10 protein-coding genes are annotated in these 15,555 nt (G+C 58.3%); 2 read left to right on the forward strand and 8 right to left on the reverse strand.

The annotated features are described in order from the left end of the window. Nucleotides 1-2,131 precede the first annotated feature (2,131 nt). The 6 genes from XH84_RS40445 to tnpC form a co-directional block, all read right to left on the reverse strand. On the reverse strand, nucleotides 2,132-2,860 hold the full coding sequence (locus XH84_RS40445) for an aspartate/glutamate racemase family protein (protein WP_208757125.1): 729 nt from the start codon (nucleotides 2,858-2,860) through the stop codon (nucleotides 2,132-2,134). Between the two features lie 281 nt (nucleotides 2,861-3,141). Next, a complete protein-coding gene (locus XH84_RS32630; protein ID WP_128948573.1) occupies nucleotides 3,142-4,593 on the reverse strand; it encodes a lyase family protein in 1,452 nt (483 codons plus the stop codon). 10 nt (nucleotides 4,594-4,603) lie between these two features. After that, nucleotides 4,604-5,815 (reverse strand): ATP-grasp domain-containing protein, encoded by a 1,212-nt coding sequence (locus XH84_RS32635; RefSeq protein ID WP_128948574.1) that lies wholly within the window; start codon nucleotides 5,813-5,815, stop codon nucleotides 4,604-4,606. A gap of 11 nt (nucleotides 5,816-5,826) precedes the next feature. Next, complete coding sequence (locus tag XH84_RS32640) at nucleotides 5,827-6,864, reverse strand: pyridoxal-phosphate dependent enzyme (protein ID WP_128948575.1); 1,038 nt, start codon at nucleotides 6,862-6,864, stop codon at nucleotides 5,827-5,829. Nucleotides 6,865-6,872: 8 nt separating this feature from the next. Further along, on the reverse strand, nucleotides 6,873-7,676 hold the full coding sequence (locus XH84_RS32645) for a GHMP family kinase ATP-binding protein (protein ID WP_164937413.1): 804 nt from the start codon (nucleotides 7,674-7,676) through the stop codon (nucleotides 6,873-6,875). Nucleotides 7,677-8,563: 887 nt separating this feature from the next. After that, a complete protein-coding gene (gene tnpC / locus XH84_RS32650; RefSeq protein ID WP_128948590.1) occupies nucleotides 8,564-10,153 on the reverse strand; it encodes an IS66 family transposase in 1,590 nt (529 codons plus the stop codon). Nucleotides 10,154-10,694: 541 nt separating this feature from the next. On the opposite strand from tnpC, the gene XH84_RS32655 reads away from it, so the two are divergent. After that, nucleotides 10,695-12,824 carry a recombinase family protein gene (locus XH84_RS32655; RefSeq protein WP_128948577.1) on the forward strand — a complete coding sequence of 710 codons (2,130 nt, stop codon included), beginning with the start codon at nucleotides 10,695-10,697 and terminating at the stop codon, nucleotides 12,822-12,824. On the opposite strand, the gene tnpB is transcribed toward XH84_RS32655, so the two are convergent. Together tnpB and tnpA are read right to left on the reverse strand one after the other, a co-directional pair. Then, nucleotides 12,754-13,050, reverse strand: coding sequence for an IS66 family insertion sequence element accessory protein TnpB (gene tnpB, locus XH84_RS32660; protein WP_128948578.1), 297 nt, complete (start codon nucleotides 13,048-13,050; stop codon nucleotides 12,754-12,756). The two genes, XH84_RS32655 and tnpB, sit on opposite strands and share 71 nt — an antisense overlap. Further along, nucleotides 13,047-13,448: an IS66-like element accessory protein TnpA gene (gene tnpA, locus XH84_RS41500; protein WP_128948579.1), complete on the reverse strand. Its 402-nt coding sequence runs from the start codon at nucleotides 13,446-13,448 to the stop codon at nucleotides 13,047-13,049. The genes tnpB and tnpA overlap by 4 nt, the downstream gene beginning before the upstream one ends. A 798-nt stretch (nucleotides 13,449-14,246) precedes the next feature. Between tnpA and XH84_RS32670 the strand changes: the two genes are divergently transcribed. Continuing rightward, a complete protein-coding gene (locus tag XH84_RS32670) occupies nucleotides 14,247-15,314 on the forward strand; it encodes a KamA family radical SAM protein (RefSeq protein ID WP_128948591.1) in 1,068 nt (355 codons plus the stop codon). Nucleotides 15,315-15,555: the final 241 nt, after the last annotated feature.

A 15,555-nucleotide genomic window follows, 5' to 3' on the forward strand; every position in this document is an offset into this window, starting at 1 on the left:
TCAGCCTCCCGGCTATCGCCAGCTGACCGATCCGGCCCAGGTCGGCGAACGTGGTGACCCACACTCAGCTACACCACGCAATGGGACACGATCCAGGTTCTCATTCTTCATGTGACCACGCGCGGCTCATGAGGGCGCCGCCAAGGAGGACAAATCACGGTTATGTTGACTTCTGCAGCGAACCCGAAAGGCAGGGCAACGAGCGTGAGCACGTGCTGAAGGCGGCGCAGCTGCAAGCAAAGCGGCCTCCTCCGGAGTGCGTCAGCAACAAACATTCGGCTGCTATTTGAGAAAAAAAGCCAATGTCTGCAATGATGAATTCAGCACCCCACACCGTGGGCGCTCATCCTGCATTTCCGTGCATGCGATCGAAAGCCATGGCTGACGATCTCAACGATCTGCAGGACACCGGACGAAATCCTACCCGGAGCTCAGGCCCATCGTCGGCTCGCGTCCATTTGCATCGGTTACTCGACGGAGGCAAATGTGATTGCTAAGCCTTGCCTCGGCCGCTCTGCTCTCCAACGAACCGAGCCAGCGGATGAAGCGATTGGTTCCTTAGATGTTGACCACTTTTGTAGTGGCAGCTGCGCACATCGCGAAGGCGGACGCCACGGGATCGAACCGAGATGGGTGTTGGCCGTCGCTCGCACGCAGCCGCTGCCAATGCGCCAATCGATGCACGATATCTCGAGATCTCGCCAGTTTCCCTCCGAGACAGCGAGCCGATGCACATGAGCCGCATAGGGAACGAAGCTGCAATACGTGGGCCAAACGACGATGGAAGCTTTCGGTTGTCGAACGATGGATGGCGCTAAGCGTCCAGGATTCGGTGATATCCTGCAGGAGTTTGCAGACGCGGTATTCGAGCGGGAACGAACAAAGCTGTTCGCGCGGCATGTGAAGAAGAGCTGATAGCGACCCGGCTCTTTTCTGAGAGGAGCGGGATTGCGAGCGCGCCACCCTTAGGAGCGTTTTTCTAGCGGCCAGGCGCCATTTCCGCCGGCGCATGATCGAGGACATCCGTTCGCAACATTTTCTTGTTCGCCAGAGAAGACGGTCTTTTATCTTCTGCGACAGACCGTCCAGTTACTCTCGCGCCTTCAAGCCTACGGTTTCTGCGGAGCCGGCGCCCGTTATCCGCCGACACACGGTATTATTCGAGATGCACGAGATGCAAGTAATTGCGAGCCAGATTCGGTCACGACAACAACTTCTTCGTGCAGCATCAGCTTCGGTGATCCGTCGAGATCTTCGCCGGCTTCTCGAGTCCGCGACAAAAACATTCGAACTCGAAGACGACACGCCTCTCGTTCCGTCATGCCCAGAAGCAAGATTGGTGCGAGATTGTCAAACGCTTTCGAAACAAGCCCACATACGATTCAATCCGATTGAGCTCCGGCGGTGACTTGGTCATTCGCAAAGGAGTGAAGATCGGATCCGATGCATCGACAAAGTCCGAGGTTTGTCTGCGCCCGCAACACGTAAAGAAATCGGCCCCAGGGAATCCAATTTCCGCGCCAAGCTCTGTGCCAATCCTGGCATGCTCCGGCAGTAGTTCACGCAATGCGCAAACAAGCGGGGACACACCTCCGATTGGGCCAGCTCCCGCAATTTTCTACCCAGGTCGTCTCCCTATAAAGCTGATCGATTCCCTCTGGAAAGACTGCAATTGCCTCGCCAGAGGAGAGAACAACAAGAAATCGAGGCCGAGCCGTCTGCTGCGGTGTCGTGCCAGGTTCGCGAACAAAATATGGTAAGTTGTGTTCGCAGGTCGCCACGGGCGGCAATGGCATGCTCTTTCATCAAACGCAAAGCTTGCCTGACCGGACCTTCGTATTCGGCTGGAGGAAAAGGAACGCAAGGAACCGTTCTGATAAAAAAGCAGAACCAAGAGCATTCATAGCGTTTCTCCAAGAAGGCCTGGCGGAGGCAGACCTGGCTAAGGAACATACTCCGCCTCCGGCAGAGGTAAGCTCAGTTCGAGAAGGCGCCGATAGCAACGGGAAGGACAGCCGGCACGAAGACTGAATCCAGCTTTCAACACGGCGCAGCCGTCGCAAAACTCCGAGAAAGCTCACCTGAACGACCTCGCTCGCCAGCGGCCACAGCACGACGTCATCTTCGGCAGTCATGCTACTTTTGTAGAGGGATACCGTCGAGCATGCGCAACGGACTCCATCATCATCCGACAGAAGCCCGCGATGTCGTAGACAGGCAGGTTCGTCATGCGGCGGATCGACGGCGATACTGGTGGGAAAGCCGTGCACTCGAACACAATTGCAGCAATGTCCGGATTGTCGGCAAGTAGCCGTGAGACGCAATCCGTAACATCCGCCTCAATATCGGCTGTTTCGGTGTATACTGGCGGACGCTTCATTTCGTTTTGATGCAATTTACCCCCTTCTATGCCGCCAATCACTAATCTAGACCGGTGACGGGATTCTACAATGCGATGCACGCGTTCGCTGGAGTTTCTCGAGTCAGCAGACAGGATAGCGAGCTTCGAAGTCGGCGGCAGTTGGCCGAGCAGCGCCGGTACTAAAAGCAAGATCGATGTGGCAACAGGCACATTCACCGACGCGGCCGCAGCGTCCTGGTGATGGATAAAGGAGGCGCAGTTTGAGCTTATCGCAACAGCTCCTCTCTGCACCAAACGCTGGGTTGCTGCGATAGTGGCCGGTCTGATGGCTGGATCGCCGCGCATTGCCACGTCTGCCCAAGCTCCCTCGACGGTTTCCGCGATGATTGGAAAAGCAAACGTCGACGGGTGGAGGATCGAGCCCAGTCTTGGAGCGGAGGGGGCCGGCCCCCTTTCGAGGTTGAGAATTCCAAGAGGACGTGAATTGTTCATTGTCATATAGAGTCTCCCGAGTGATAACTAGTTATCACAGTGCTTCCAATGGCGAACTAGTGAGAATGTCAAGCAGCCTGTGTTGCCGGGTCGCGTCCGGGTGAAAGTCATGCGCGGGCAGGAGCTGAGCACGGCCAACAGTGGTTGCGCTTACGTAGGGCTCAGAGGCTGTTCTGCTCACCGTCCGCTTGCGCGACCGATTCGTTCGACCCAAAGCGTTTGAACATTCGCGCAGTGTAGCATGTCGGATCTCATCCTTGAGCTCCTTCTCCGCTGTCGATTCCTTGTCATGTTGGTCCTTTGACGCTCGCAATGGCCGATCGAAGCTCTTCTTGAGCGTGGCTCCAGCCTTTGCCGAGATCACGCAAAGCGGCGGCCGTTCGTTGGATGCCGCTCTCCAGCTCCTCCAGCGATGCCGCAATGGCATCGGGCGCGGGTCCTCCCCCTGCCCGAGCCGTTCGCGCGATGACGTGCGGGGGCGGTGACGTCTCTGAGTTGAGCATCCGATCGTGTTGCCCGACCGCCAAGAGGCTCGGCGCGCCACCCTCGATCGCTGTCGTAACCAACCGCCCGACTTCATTGTGGGCGGAACGAAAATCGAGATCGCCACCGAGCGCAAGGCGAGTCGCCGTTTCCATGGCATTCACGAAGGACCTGTCGAGCATCGCAGCCGCTGCATCTTCGCTGACGATCAAGCCCGAGAAACATAATCTGATCAGGCGCGACACCCCAATGGAATGGTCGATCCCAGGCCAGACATTGCGCGTAGCCTCCGTTCCGACCGCGACGCAGTTTGTGAAGGGCGTGCTGTGCATGGCCGTGACTGCGGCCACGAAACAGCCAACGATTGCGCCTGCTTTTCCTTGGACTTGCTCCAGAAGGAAAGGGTTACGCTTGTGAGGCATCGCGGAGCTAGATCCCACTAGTTCGTCCGGTAGAGTGGCCAATCCGTGATCGCCGACCCACAGCAGCAACGTCTCGGCGATGCGGCTTAGAGATGATCCGAGAATCGCGCAAGCCGCTAGCAGGCGAAGGATCAGGTCCCGAGAGGCCACGCTGTCGATCGAGTTAAGTGGTGGGCTCGAGAAGCCGAGCAGCCTGGCCGTCAACTCCGGTAGGATGGGCAAGGTCGTGCCGCCGCCGGCGCCGGCCCCGAGGCAGGAAAGGTTCAGAATCGGATGCACGGCCAGAAGGGCATCTAGATCGCGCGCGAGCGCTCCGGCGAAGGCGGTCAGATGGTGCGCAAAAGTGGATGGCAATGCTGGTTGACGATGGGTGTGCAGCGGGAAGACGGTCTCAAGATGATCGCGAGCTTGACCGCATAACACTTGCAAAAGTTTGAGGATCTCGGCCGCCAATTCCTGATAGGGCGCTCTCAACTTGAGCTTTACGAGGGTCGCGTTGATATCGTTGCGGCTCCGGCCCAGATGTAGATTACTAGCTTCGTTTCCGATGTTGGAGCGGAGATAATCCTCATAGGCGAGATAGGAACCCCGAGGCGCAGGTCGACTTGCGATGGTCTGAAAGTTCTCGGCTTGCAGTTTGTCGAGCTCGGTCAACACTTTTCGGGCGAGATCGCGATCGATTAATCCGACTCGCTCAAGCATGATGGCCTGGGCTCGATCAATCTCGGCGTAGAAGGGTAGCTCCTCCTTCGCTGCACGCTGTAGATCACTGTCGAAAACGATGGCGCTGGCTTCAGCATGAAGGGTCGATTTGATGCGGCCTGTGCTTTGCAAGGGTCTCTCCTCATGCGCCAAGAATGAAAGCAACGGCAGCTTCGGCGCGCCGTGCAACAGCAGTAGGGTCGTCGTCAACTGCAATGACGTGGCCGATCCGGTCGCGGAAATCGTTGCGGCGCCTGAACTCTATTGGCGGAGTATAGTAGAGTACGAATTCCGCCAGCCCAAAGCGATCGACGAGATGCTCGCATTGCTGTGGAAGGGCGAATGAGCCCTCACGCTCCGGAATGATGAATCGAATCGAGCCATGAGCGGCTCCGCTCGAAGGGAGCGAGGACGTTCCGAGCAGGCTACGGAGGACCGCGAGGACCGGATCAAAACCCGTTGTGTAACGAAAAAGGGTGGGGATCGAACCGCCAGCAAGGCGTGGATTAACCTCGATTATCGTGACACAATCCTCGCTGACCCGGAGTTCGACATGAGCTGGTCCTTTCACGTGCCCGAGAACTTGGATGGCACGAAGCGCCTCATTTTCGATTTTCGCGCGCAACCGGGACGAGATCGGTGCTGGTATATCATGTCCAATTTCAACGAAATGCGGTAAAGGTCCAAGGTGTTTCCGCGTTACGCCAATGATCTTGCTATCGAGAATCTCGACGGAATACTCCTCGCCGGCGACATACGCCATAAGAAGAGCACCAGGCTGGATAGGGCGGCCACGCACGTCATTCGTAGTCCCGAGTAGCTTGCGCAAAGCGTCAGTGGCGCTTGTTTCGGTGTCCACGAAGGTGACGCCGATGCTGCCGGTCCCGCTGATCGGCTTGGCTACTGCAGGCAACCCGATTTGCTTGATCGCGTTGCTGATATCACACTCCGCATGCACCGTCGCGCTATAGGGCACGCCGATACCCGCCGCCCTTAGGGCGGCGGCCTGGCGATCTTTAGCTTGACAAAGTGCGATTGCACTTGGATCCGGACCGGTAAGCCCCCGCCGCCTGGCTTCCAACGCTGCCGTGTAAAGGTAGAAATCGCTGGAAGTCGTTAGCAGCGCAATCCGCATGTCCGTCGCGACGCTATCGATTACAGCTCTAACATCGGTTTCTGAAGACGTGTCGCATGTACGTAGTTCGAGACCCGCAATGCGACTCAGAAATGCATAACGTTCGGGTGAGTCTGTAACAAAGAGTGGAACGAGCCCAAGTTCTTGCGCGCGCAGAATAAAGTCGGCGCCCGAGCCTGTGGTGTTGGATTCGATAAAGATCGCAGCTGAGTTGGTCACTTTTGTATGCTTCAGTTGGGGGAAGGCTGATAATCTATCACTTCGGTCAGCGAGCGACGGCTCCAGTTGAAACGGCACCAACCCCTATCAGCTTGAAGAGGGTGACGGACAAGGACAGGCTCGGCCGCGGCGAGTGCGGCCTGATAGCCGTTGGCGCGCATCCACGTTGGATCGTAAACGTTGTGCTCGTAGCGATTGCTGTCGTCAGGAAATACCGCGAGTACTTTGCTTTTTGGGGACTGCTCGGCGTACCACTTAGCGACCAGGTAGGCCGCCCCGCTCGTAGGCCCGCGTTTTAACGAAGTCTCCCGGTGAAGTCGGTGCGCAGCTTGGTATGCTTCGTTAGCGCCGAGCCAATGGATTTCATCGAAGGCATCGTGGAACAAGTTGCCCGGGAGAATGCTATTGCCGAGGCCGCGCAAGTCACGTCGGCTCGCCGGTTGGCCGAACAAGACACTACCGAAGGTGTCGATCCCGACGAGTCTCATTTCGGGAAAGAATGCGCGGCAATAGTGGGCAAGGCCACAGGATGAGCCTCCGGAGCCCACGGTTGCGACCAGAACGTCGATCTTGCCGAAGCGTCTCATCGCCTCCGCAGCTGGACGCGCATAGGAAAAATGATTGCCAAGGTTGTCATACTGTCGTGACCACGTAGCTCCGGTCCGCTCCATAAAGTCGAGGAGCGCCTTTTTACGGAGATGCTGGACATTCGCATCCGACGCTGTCGCCTCCACGAGGTGAACTTCAGCGCCCAATTCCTCTATCGTGCGTTTAAGGGGGGGCTCGATAGCGCGGTCGCCGAAGATGTGCAACTTGAGCGAGAACTGCATGCAAACGATGGCGAGACCGAGAGCCATCGTTCCGCTCGACGTCTCAACAATCGTGGTGTTGGGGCCGATTGTCCCATCGCGAAGACCTGATTCGATGATGTTGAACGCAGGAAATACCTTCATGACTCTGAAATCGATCGCGGCCAGGTTTTCAGGCCGCAATGAAACGATCTTGAGAGGCGCATGGGCGTCGACAGTGTCGGAGAGCGTGTGCGCCATCGTCCATCTCAATACGGGGTCGAAAAAGTGCAGCGGATATCGAAGCCAAGGCGACCGATCGCGGCTTTAGCCTCATCCATTCGGCTGCGAAGGTCGGGTAAATTCGGGTCGAAGATCAAGCCGGCGACCGTGCCGCTATGTGCGACGACAATGCCAGCCGATCCGATGTCTTCCTTAATGCGGAGGAGTTCGTCAAACTTCGGCTTCTTGAGTGGATTCTGCAGGGCGCTCTCGCTCTGTATCGCCGAGAAAGTCGCCACCCGGCCGGCGAGTGCGACGCTCTGCTCTGAAATTGCACGCTCCAAGACGGCCAAAGCGCACCCAAAGGCGGCGATCTGATCACGCGAGTAACGCGCTCGCGGGAGGCGGTCGGTTCCAATGCCACTGTTGGCCGCGCCTGTGTCAAACCCCAAAATGTACATTTGGGGGAGAGGACCGTTGAATACTTGGACAACTTTGCCCATTCGGTGGGCGAAAAGAATGGTGCTGCTTGTGCAATCGAACATCAGGGAGTCGCACGCATGCTCGGCCGCCACCGCAAGCTTCGCCTGAAGATGAGGCGCCAGAAGCACTCGGGATCCCCGATAAGCTGCGACGCTCCTAGCGATCGCACGGATAGAGGCCACTACGCCGCTCGTAGACGAGCCCATGCCGGCGCCCTCCGGAACCATTGTCCTAACTTCAAGCTTGGCCGCCATATTCCTCATTCCAAAGGCATCGAGGGCAAGTCGAGCTGCGAGCTCACATTTGTAGAAATGATTCGGTTTCACTTGGACGCCAGTGCGGCCGACTTGCGGCACGAACTTCCCCATACGGCTCGGCTCTAATATTGCATGGGCTTGCGACCCATTGGCGTGTGGCATGTGAACTGAAACCAGCGCGCGCACCGTGCGGTGGTGCCCCCCTTTCTCGACGGCGAATGCTCCCTGGAGCAGCTCGCCAAAGTGAGGGTGGCAGGTTGCCACCCCGTATGGCTTCGCGAGCGAGTAGGAGCTAGCAATCGTACCGTCCCCCGGAGCCCTCGTTAGCATCTCCGTCATATCGTTCCTCTACCGTGGCCGAAGGACCAAGCCGCAACGGACTTGCATTGAAGATGGCACAGAAAGCCGAATAAAACCGTCTCTCATCGTGGTGATGCCCGTCTATGAAGAACGCCACGGAAACCAGCCAACAGTCTGATTTGCATGCCTAACGGCCATGAACGCGTCGAGCTTTTGGTGGCCGCATGCTAACAGTACGGTTGACTTGCTGCATTTCGCAGCGCCACATTTAGCCCGCTGCACAGATGTGCGCACCTACCAACAAAGGGAGTTCGATCTCAATTCACGTCTCGGCGGCCCTTCAGGTCACAAGGAGATTTGATTTCCCGGTAATGCACTGACGTTGCCCAGCGCTCACGTCGAAATATTCAATTCGAGCAGCGCGTGAATGCATCAAAGTCTCGCCATTTAAAGTTACATCCTTGTTTCAGTTATTCGCTTGCGCGACTTTGACGTGCAAGGTTGGCGGCGAGTGGCACTCGGGGCTTTTGTAGGCTGCAGCCATGCACCAGAAGGCAGCGAGCTAACTACACAGAAAGTGCTGGATTCAAAAAAAGGATTAATCGCGGAGTTATAGCGCGAAGTCATTTTCATTTTGCTTCAGATGTAGTGTAACCGTCCGGTGATGACCGCGGGATAGTCGCACGGCTCGGAGCCGATCAGGCAGCGAACTGAACAGGCGCCTTCCATTCCCAAGGCAGCAGCTCATTGAGCTGGGTTTGCGGGATGGTTGCGATGCGGGCCAGCACGTCCGCCAACCAGGCTTGCGGATCGACGTCGTTGAGCTTTGCTGTCGTGATCAGGGTTGCCATGATCGCGGCACGGTCGGCGCCACGATCCGAGCCGGCGAAGAGCCAGGACTTGCGTCCGAGGGCAAAGCCGCGCAGCGCGCGCTCCGCTGCATTGTTTGTCAGGCAGATCCGCCCGTCATCGATGAAGCGAGTGAACCGGTCCCAGCGGCGCAACATGTAGTCGATTGGCTTCGCGACCGATGACGCGTTCGACAGCCGAGCACGCTGCTCGCGAAGCCATGCTTCCAATGCCGTCAGAAGCGGAAGGCTTTGTTCCTTGCGCACCCGCAGACGCTCTTCGGCGCTTTGGCCGTTGATGCCGCGTTCGATGTCGAACAGCGCATCGATGCGCTTGACCGCCTCCAGCGCGGTCGGCGAGATCGCTGCGGCATTCTTGTCGCGCCGCGCATTGGCGGCGATGTCCGCCAGCTCGAACAATTGCCGCCTGGCGTGCGCCCAACAGAGTGCGGGCGTGATCGGTCCCTCCGCACGCGATGGGTCGTACAGTGCATTGTAGCCGCTGTAGGCATCCGCCTGCAGGATGCCGGTGAAGGTCCGAAGATGCTGGGCAGGATGCTCCTGCCGTCGATCGCGCGAGGCGTAATAGAGTGCGGCCGGCGGCGCCCGGCCACCAAACGGCCGGTCGTCGCGGACATAGGTCCAGATATGCCCTGTGATTGTCTGGCCCTTGGCCAGGATCGTCACCGTGGTGTCATCGCCGTGCAGCCGCTCGGCGGCCAGCACGTGATGCTCGATCAGCCGGTAAAGCGGCTGCAGGGCCGTCGCACAGGTGCCGACCTGGTCGGCCAGTGTCGACAGGCTCGAATCGATGCCCTCCCGCGCATAGCGCTCGCTCTGCCGGTTCAAGGGCTGATGCTGGCCGAACTTTTCGAACAGGATCATGGCCAGGAGGTTGGGGCCGGCGAAGCCGCGCGGCGTCACGTGGAAGGGTGCCGGCGGCTGGGTGATCGTCTCGCAGTCCCGGCACGAGAACTTCTCGCGCACCGTCTGGATCACCTTCCACTGCCGGGGAATGACCTCCAGCGTCTCGGTTATATCTTCGCCCAGATTCGACAGCTTCGATGAGCCGCAGCAGGGACAGCTCTGCGGCGCGGCGACCACGATCCGCTCGCGCGGCAGATGATCGGGGAACGGTTTGCGCACCGGGCGCTTGCGCTGGAACGACTTGACCGTCTGCGTTCGCGCCGCGGCCCTCTCAGCCGCCAGTTCGTCCTCGGTTGCGGTTGCTTCCAGCTCTTCAAGCTGAAGCTCCATCTGCTCCAGCAGCCGTGCCTTGCGCTCCGAGCGGCTGCCGTAAATCTGGCGACGCAGCTTCTCGATCTCGAGCTTGAGGTAACTGATCAGTGCCTCGGCCGCCTTCGCATTGGCAGCTTCCGCTTTGGCGCTCGCCGCAACCGCCTCCGCTTCCAGGCGCGCGGCGCGCTCCGCGAGGATCATCGCATGCGCGGCGGCAAGATCGGTGGGGAGCGATTCAGACGTGGTCACGATGGTGATGGAATCACATCCATCACGATCCGCAAGTTCAAAGCCTCATCCGACCGCTGTCGGCCGCCACGTCTCCTGTGGGTGCCTCCAGTCAATCCCGGACAGCGAGGGGATTGAGGAATGTCCCTGATAGTGAGTCTGACGAATCATTTCCGGAGGTGGTCGAGGTTCGGGACCCCCACCATCCTTTGTGGGGGCGCTCATATCGAGTGATCAGGAAGATCGGTCAGCGAGGCCGAGGCATTCCCGCTTCGTATGAAGTTGAGTATCGCGCAGGAAGCAGTCTTCTGATTCAAGCAACCGCAATCGAATATTATGAGCAAGAGGCAAATCAGATTAAGCTGAGTATGGAGGCTCTACTCGAGCTTTTATCGATAGCGGATTGTCCCGACGCACATGAGCATGGATCCAGCCGATCTTTGGTCGACGCTGACGCCCGCGCTCCGACGCCAGATCGTCGAAGACGTCGCCGCTATTTTGGCGGAGATCCCTCATGAAGTCCGAGCTGGTCACACCAAGCCACTTGGCGCGCAAAGCCGTAGTCTACATCCGGCAGTCGACGCCCCATCAGGTCGTAAGCAATCAGGAGAGCCTGCGCCTTCAATACGCGCTTCGCCAGCGCGCCCGCGAACTCGGATGGCGTGAGGCGGCCATCGACGTGATTGATGCCGATCTCGGGTTGAGCGGCGCGTCTATAGCACAGCGTAACGGCTTCAAGGAACTCGTTGGCCGTGTTGGCCTGAGTGAAGTGGGACTCATCCTGTCGATCGACGTGACCCGCTTGGCGCGTAATTGTACCGACTGGTATCCGCTCCTGGACATCTGTGGTCTACGTGGCTGCCTGATCGCCGACCGCGATGGTGTCTATGATCCGGGCACTCCCAACGGACGGTTGCTTCTCGGGCTGAAGGGTTCGATCTCCGAGCTTGAGCTACATACGATCCGCAGCCGGCTGACCGCCGGCCTGCTGGCCAAAGCCGAACGCGGCGAACTTGCGGTTATGCTGCCAATCGGGCTGATGCGGGACCCGAGCGGCGTGGTCGTTAAGGATCCCGACATGGCCGTGCAAGGGCGGCTCGGTCTCGTCTTCCAGTTATTCCTGCAGCTGCGCAGCGTTGCCAAGGTCATGCGAGCGTTGAACGAGCGTGACCTGGAACTGCCGCGTCGTGATCGGTATGGCGATTTGTGCTGGACGCGCGCGACGCTGGCTGCCGTCGCGGCGATCTTGAAGAACCCCGCATACGCGGGCGCCTTTGTCTATGGACGAACCCGCTTCCGGCCGCCGAAGCGGGAGGGGGCCCTGCCACAAAAGGCTCCGCGGCCGATGGAGGAGTGGCGGATCGTCGTTAAAGATCGATATCCAGCCTATATCGACTGGCCAATTTATGAAAAAATCCGATCCGTCATCAGAGATAACCGAGCCGAATACATGCGCATCAAAACCCGCGGCGCGCCTCGCAATGGCGAGCTCCTGCTCCACGGCATTGCCTGGTGCGCACGATGTGGCCATAAGATGTACGTCCGCTACAAGGGCGGCGGCGAATATGTATGCAATCACCTGCGTACCCAGGAAGGTCAGCCAACCTGCCAACACATCCGCGCCGCCCATATCGATGCAGCCGTTGGCGACGCATTCCTAACCGCACTAGCGCCGGCCGAACTCGATGCCTTGTCGCGCTCCCGCCGGGTGCAGCAGCAGATGAATAATGCGCTACGCTCCAGTGCAGAACGAGAGCTCGAGCGCAAGCGATACACGGCGGCGCTCGCCGAACGGCAGTTCAACCGAGCTGATCCAGATAATCGGTTGGTCGCCTCGGAACTCGAGCGTCGATGGGAAGCGGCGCTAAACGACGTGCGCGCCGCCGAAGAGGCGCTTGCCCGACAGACGCCGCCCAAAGCCATCACACAAGTGGCCATAAGCAAGGAGCTCAACGACAAGGTCATCAGCCTCACCGGCCGCCTCCCGCAGATATGGGGTGACGAGACTATCTCGGATGCGCATCGCAAGGCGTTGTTGCGATGTCTCATCGAAAAGGTCGTTCTCGACCGCGGTGAGCGCGACTTGGCCCTGGCTAGGATCGTCTGGCGGGGAGGCGCCGTGACGGAGCTCGAAGTGAAGATGAGCGTCAACTCCGTCACCAGATTGACGCGAGGCACAGAGATGCGGGAACGCCTTCTGACGCTCGCTCGCGACGGCGTCCCAGACGACAAGATCGCCACAGTCCTTACTCGGGAAGGTCACCGCTCTCCCCGTTGCGCCGATAAGGTGCTGCCTATCACCGTTGGGCGGCTCCGTCGTGCCGCCGCCATCAAGGTAACTGCCCAGCGCAGCCGATGGGAGCATGACGACTCATACCTCAGCCCGCCCGAACTGGCCCGAAGGCTCGAGATTCCAGTAAACTGGCTCTATGTTCAGATCCGAACCAAGCGTTTGCTAATTGATCGCCAGCCCAGCGGCGCCTATCTCTTCCCGAATACACCATCCGTTCTTCACGCCATCGGAGACCTTCGAAAACACGTCATCGCGCAACTTGATCTAAGAATCTGTCAGCCTAACAAGGAGGGGCATCAACATGCGCCGACGAGATCGTCACCACACCCTCGGCCGGGCTCGGCCAGATGAAGCGACCCCGCTCCAGTCGTTTTGTGAACAGGCAGGCGCCCTGGCCGTCGTGCCAGATCACCTTCAGCAGGTTGCCGCGACGACCGCGGAAGCAAAACAGGTGGCCGCCCAGCGGATCGCGATGCAAGATCTCCTGAACCTGCAATGCCAGCGATGAAAAGCCCTTCCGCATGTCGGTATAGCCGGTCGCGAGCCATACCCGCACGCCGGCCGGCAACGAGATCATCGCGGCCGTCCATCAGTCAGCGCCGCCACGACTGCGGTCAGCGTCGCCACGTCAATCGCACCGGTGATCCGCATCCGAGCCCCGGCCGCGAACTCAATCTCGATCGCACCGCAGCTTCCTGAGGGCGCCGTCAACGGTTGCCGGTCTGGCGCAATGGAGACTGCCGCAAAACGGACCTCGTCATCCTGCTGCTGCATCGGCTCGGGCCCGCAAGCGAGGACGCCGGTTCGCGCCTGCCGCCGCCAAGCCGTAACCAAATTGCGGTGAACGTCATGTCGTCGAGCAACCTCGACAACACTGGCCCCAGGCGCCAGACTCTCCACCACGATCCGAAGCTTCTCGGCACTCGTCCACCGCCGTCGCCGCTCAGGACCGGACAGAACCGTAACCGTCGTCACGTTTGCTCATTTGCTTGCGAATTAATGAGCAAATCATCTCATGCCCGACCGCAATCCGGGAAGGCGGCCTCGGCCGGAGGTTTACGATGTAGTGGAAGTTTTGCGAGTGTTCTCGTTCTCCGCCATTCATGTCGTGCACACCCATTGGCTTGTCTGAGATCCCGCTTGGCGTGCGTTCAGAACTCGCCGACCGGTCTCGGTGTGCCCGATTGGGGGCCTTCCCGCCGGAAACACGGACAATCTGAGCGGCCGTTTATCTCGATCGGAGCGACCAATCTGTTCGCGGTCCGACGGGCTCATCCGATGTACACCTCGGTCGAGCAAACCCTGCTGCCGAACGCTGTCGCATTGTGTCGCAGCGGGCGGACTGCTTTGTAGTGATCCTCTAAGATTCGGCGAGGGTGCCTGATCGGTGAGACCGACGTGACTTGACGAGCTGCCGACGACCGAGACGAATGAGCCGCTCACATTGGAGCTTGTGTCCGGTTGAAGACATTCTGTTTGAAGCCCAACAAAGGGGCCAAAACTATTGGTCGACCGTCCGCGAGGCGCTTGCGATTCTACTGTATTGGCCTAATGAAGCGCCACGTCCTATTGGCACGCAGATTGCTGAGAAGGGTGACCAATTACGTCGCTGCGCGGACGATCTCGCTCTGTGCCGAAGGAGTTCAAATGAAACCCTCACCGTTGACTCAAACAGCTGACGCGGACAGTGCACCAGGCGAATTGACGGTCGCTGGAGATATCTCGCCTCCCTCGTCATCCGCCCAACCAGCTTCATCGCCCCGCGCCGTGCTCATGAGATTTATAGAGGGCGATCGCAAGATTGCGGAGACGGAGCTGCAAGCCCGTAGCATCACACGTCATCATGTCACAAAATTCTACCGCGAGCAGATCGCCAACAGTGGTTACTACGAGCAGCTAAAACATATTGTGGAGCCCTCAGTTAAGGAGTTCGACAGTACGGGCATTTTGGACACGAGTGGTGAGCAGGACAATACCGTGGTGCGTGGACTTCAACATAAGTACGCCCAGACCGGGTTGCTGCTGGTGACTAACCGTTGTGCGTCATACTGTCGTTTTTGCTTCCGCAAGCGACTTGTTGGCCGAGAGTCAGATGAGATCGTCCCAGATATGGCGAAAGTTCGCCAGTACATTGGCTGCCATCCAGAGATGACAAACGTGCTACTGTCGGGAGGCGACCCGTTTGTTCTTAGTACGGCAAAGCTCGACGAGATTCTTGCTCATCTGCTCTCGATTCCGCATTTGGCTTCCATTCGGATCGGCACGAAACTATTGGCCTTTGAGCCAAAGCGCTTCGAGGATCCCGCTCTACCTGCTTTCTTCCAACGAATACGTGATGCAGGCAAGACTGCGGTGCTTGTCACGCACTTCGATCACATCGGTGAGATCTCGGTCGATGCTGAGAAAAATATCCGATCCTTGCGTGCAGAGGGAGTGCAGTTCCTCAATCAATCCGTGCTTCTTGCAGACGTAAATGACAATCCGGAGATCTTGGCAGATACTTTCGCTAAGTGCCACCAAATAGGCGTCCGCCCTTATTATCTCTTTCAGGCAAGGCCAGTGAAGGGTGCGTCCCATTTTCAGGTCCCGCTTCGCCGCGGAATAGAGATTGCGCATGGCGTCAACCAACGTCTGGCGGGCATCGAAAAGACTTTCAAATATATCATGTCGCATTACACCGGGAAGATCGAGATCCTTGATTGGGGTGATGATGGACGTATCTATATGCGATATCATCAAAACAAGATCTCAGACAAAGTTGGAAAGATCTTTTCAAGGCAATACGTCGAGACCGCTTGCTGGTTAGATGATCTGCCGGATGATGATCGATTGAAGAACTAGAGACCGAGCTGGAAATACGTGAAAAGCCTAAGTGTCGCGTTGAAAAGGGCAGGGGAGGATCAAGCCAAGGGCGGCGGATCCTAGGCTGCGGCCTTATCTATTCCGCTGCATCAATTTACCAATCGTCATTCAGGAAAGGGAGGGCAAGGGCGTCCGATTGGCGACGACGATATCGGCTCATCCTGTATTTGATGCGGAGGAGTTCATCAAACTTTGGTATTCTGCATGTTGCGGAAGAAAG

The organism is Bradyrhizobium nanningense (assembly GCF_004114535.1).
GTDB classification, from domain to species: Bacteria; Pseudomonadota; Alphaproteobacteria; order Rhizobiales; family Xanthobacteraceae; genus Bradyrhizobium; species Bradyrhizobium nanningense.

Coding starts and splice junctions, on each gene's coding strand:
- XH84_RS40445 (WP_208757125.1), bottom strand. CDS start 2,860: ATGACAATGAACAATTCACGTCCTCTTGGAATTCTCAACCTCGAAAGG.
- XH84_RS32640 (WP_128948575.1), bottom strand. CDS start 6,864: ATGGCGCACACGCTCTCCGACACTGTCGACGCCCATGCGCCTCTCAAG.
- XH84_RS32645 (WP_164937413.1), bottom strand. CDS start 7,676: ATGGGGAAGTTCGTGCCGCAAGTCGGCCGCACTGGCGTCCAAGTGAAA.
- tnpC (WP_128948590.1), bottom strand. CDS start 10,153: ATGATCCTCGCGGAGCGCGCCGCGCGCCTGGAAGCGGAGGCGGTTGCG.
- XH84_RS32655 (WP_128948577.1), top strand. CDS start 10,695: ATGAAGTCCGAGCTGGTCACACCAAGCCACTTGGCGCGCAAAGCCGTA.
- tnpB (WP_128948578.1), bottom strand. CDS start 13,050: ATGATCTCGTTGCCGGCCGGCGTGCGGGTATGGCTCGCGACCGGCTAT.
- XH84_RS32670 (WP_128948591.1), top strand. CDS start 14,247: ATGAGATTTATAGAGGGCGATCGCAAGATTGCGGAGACGGAGCTGCAA.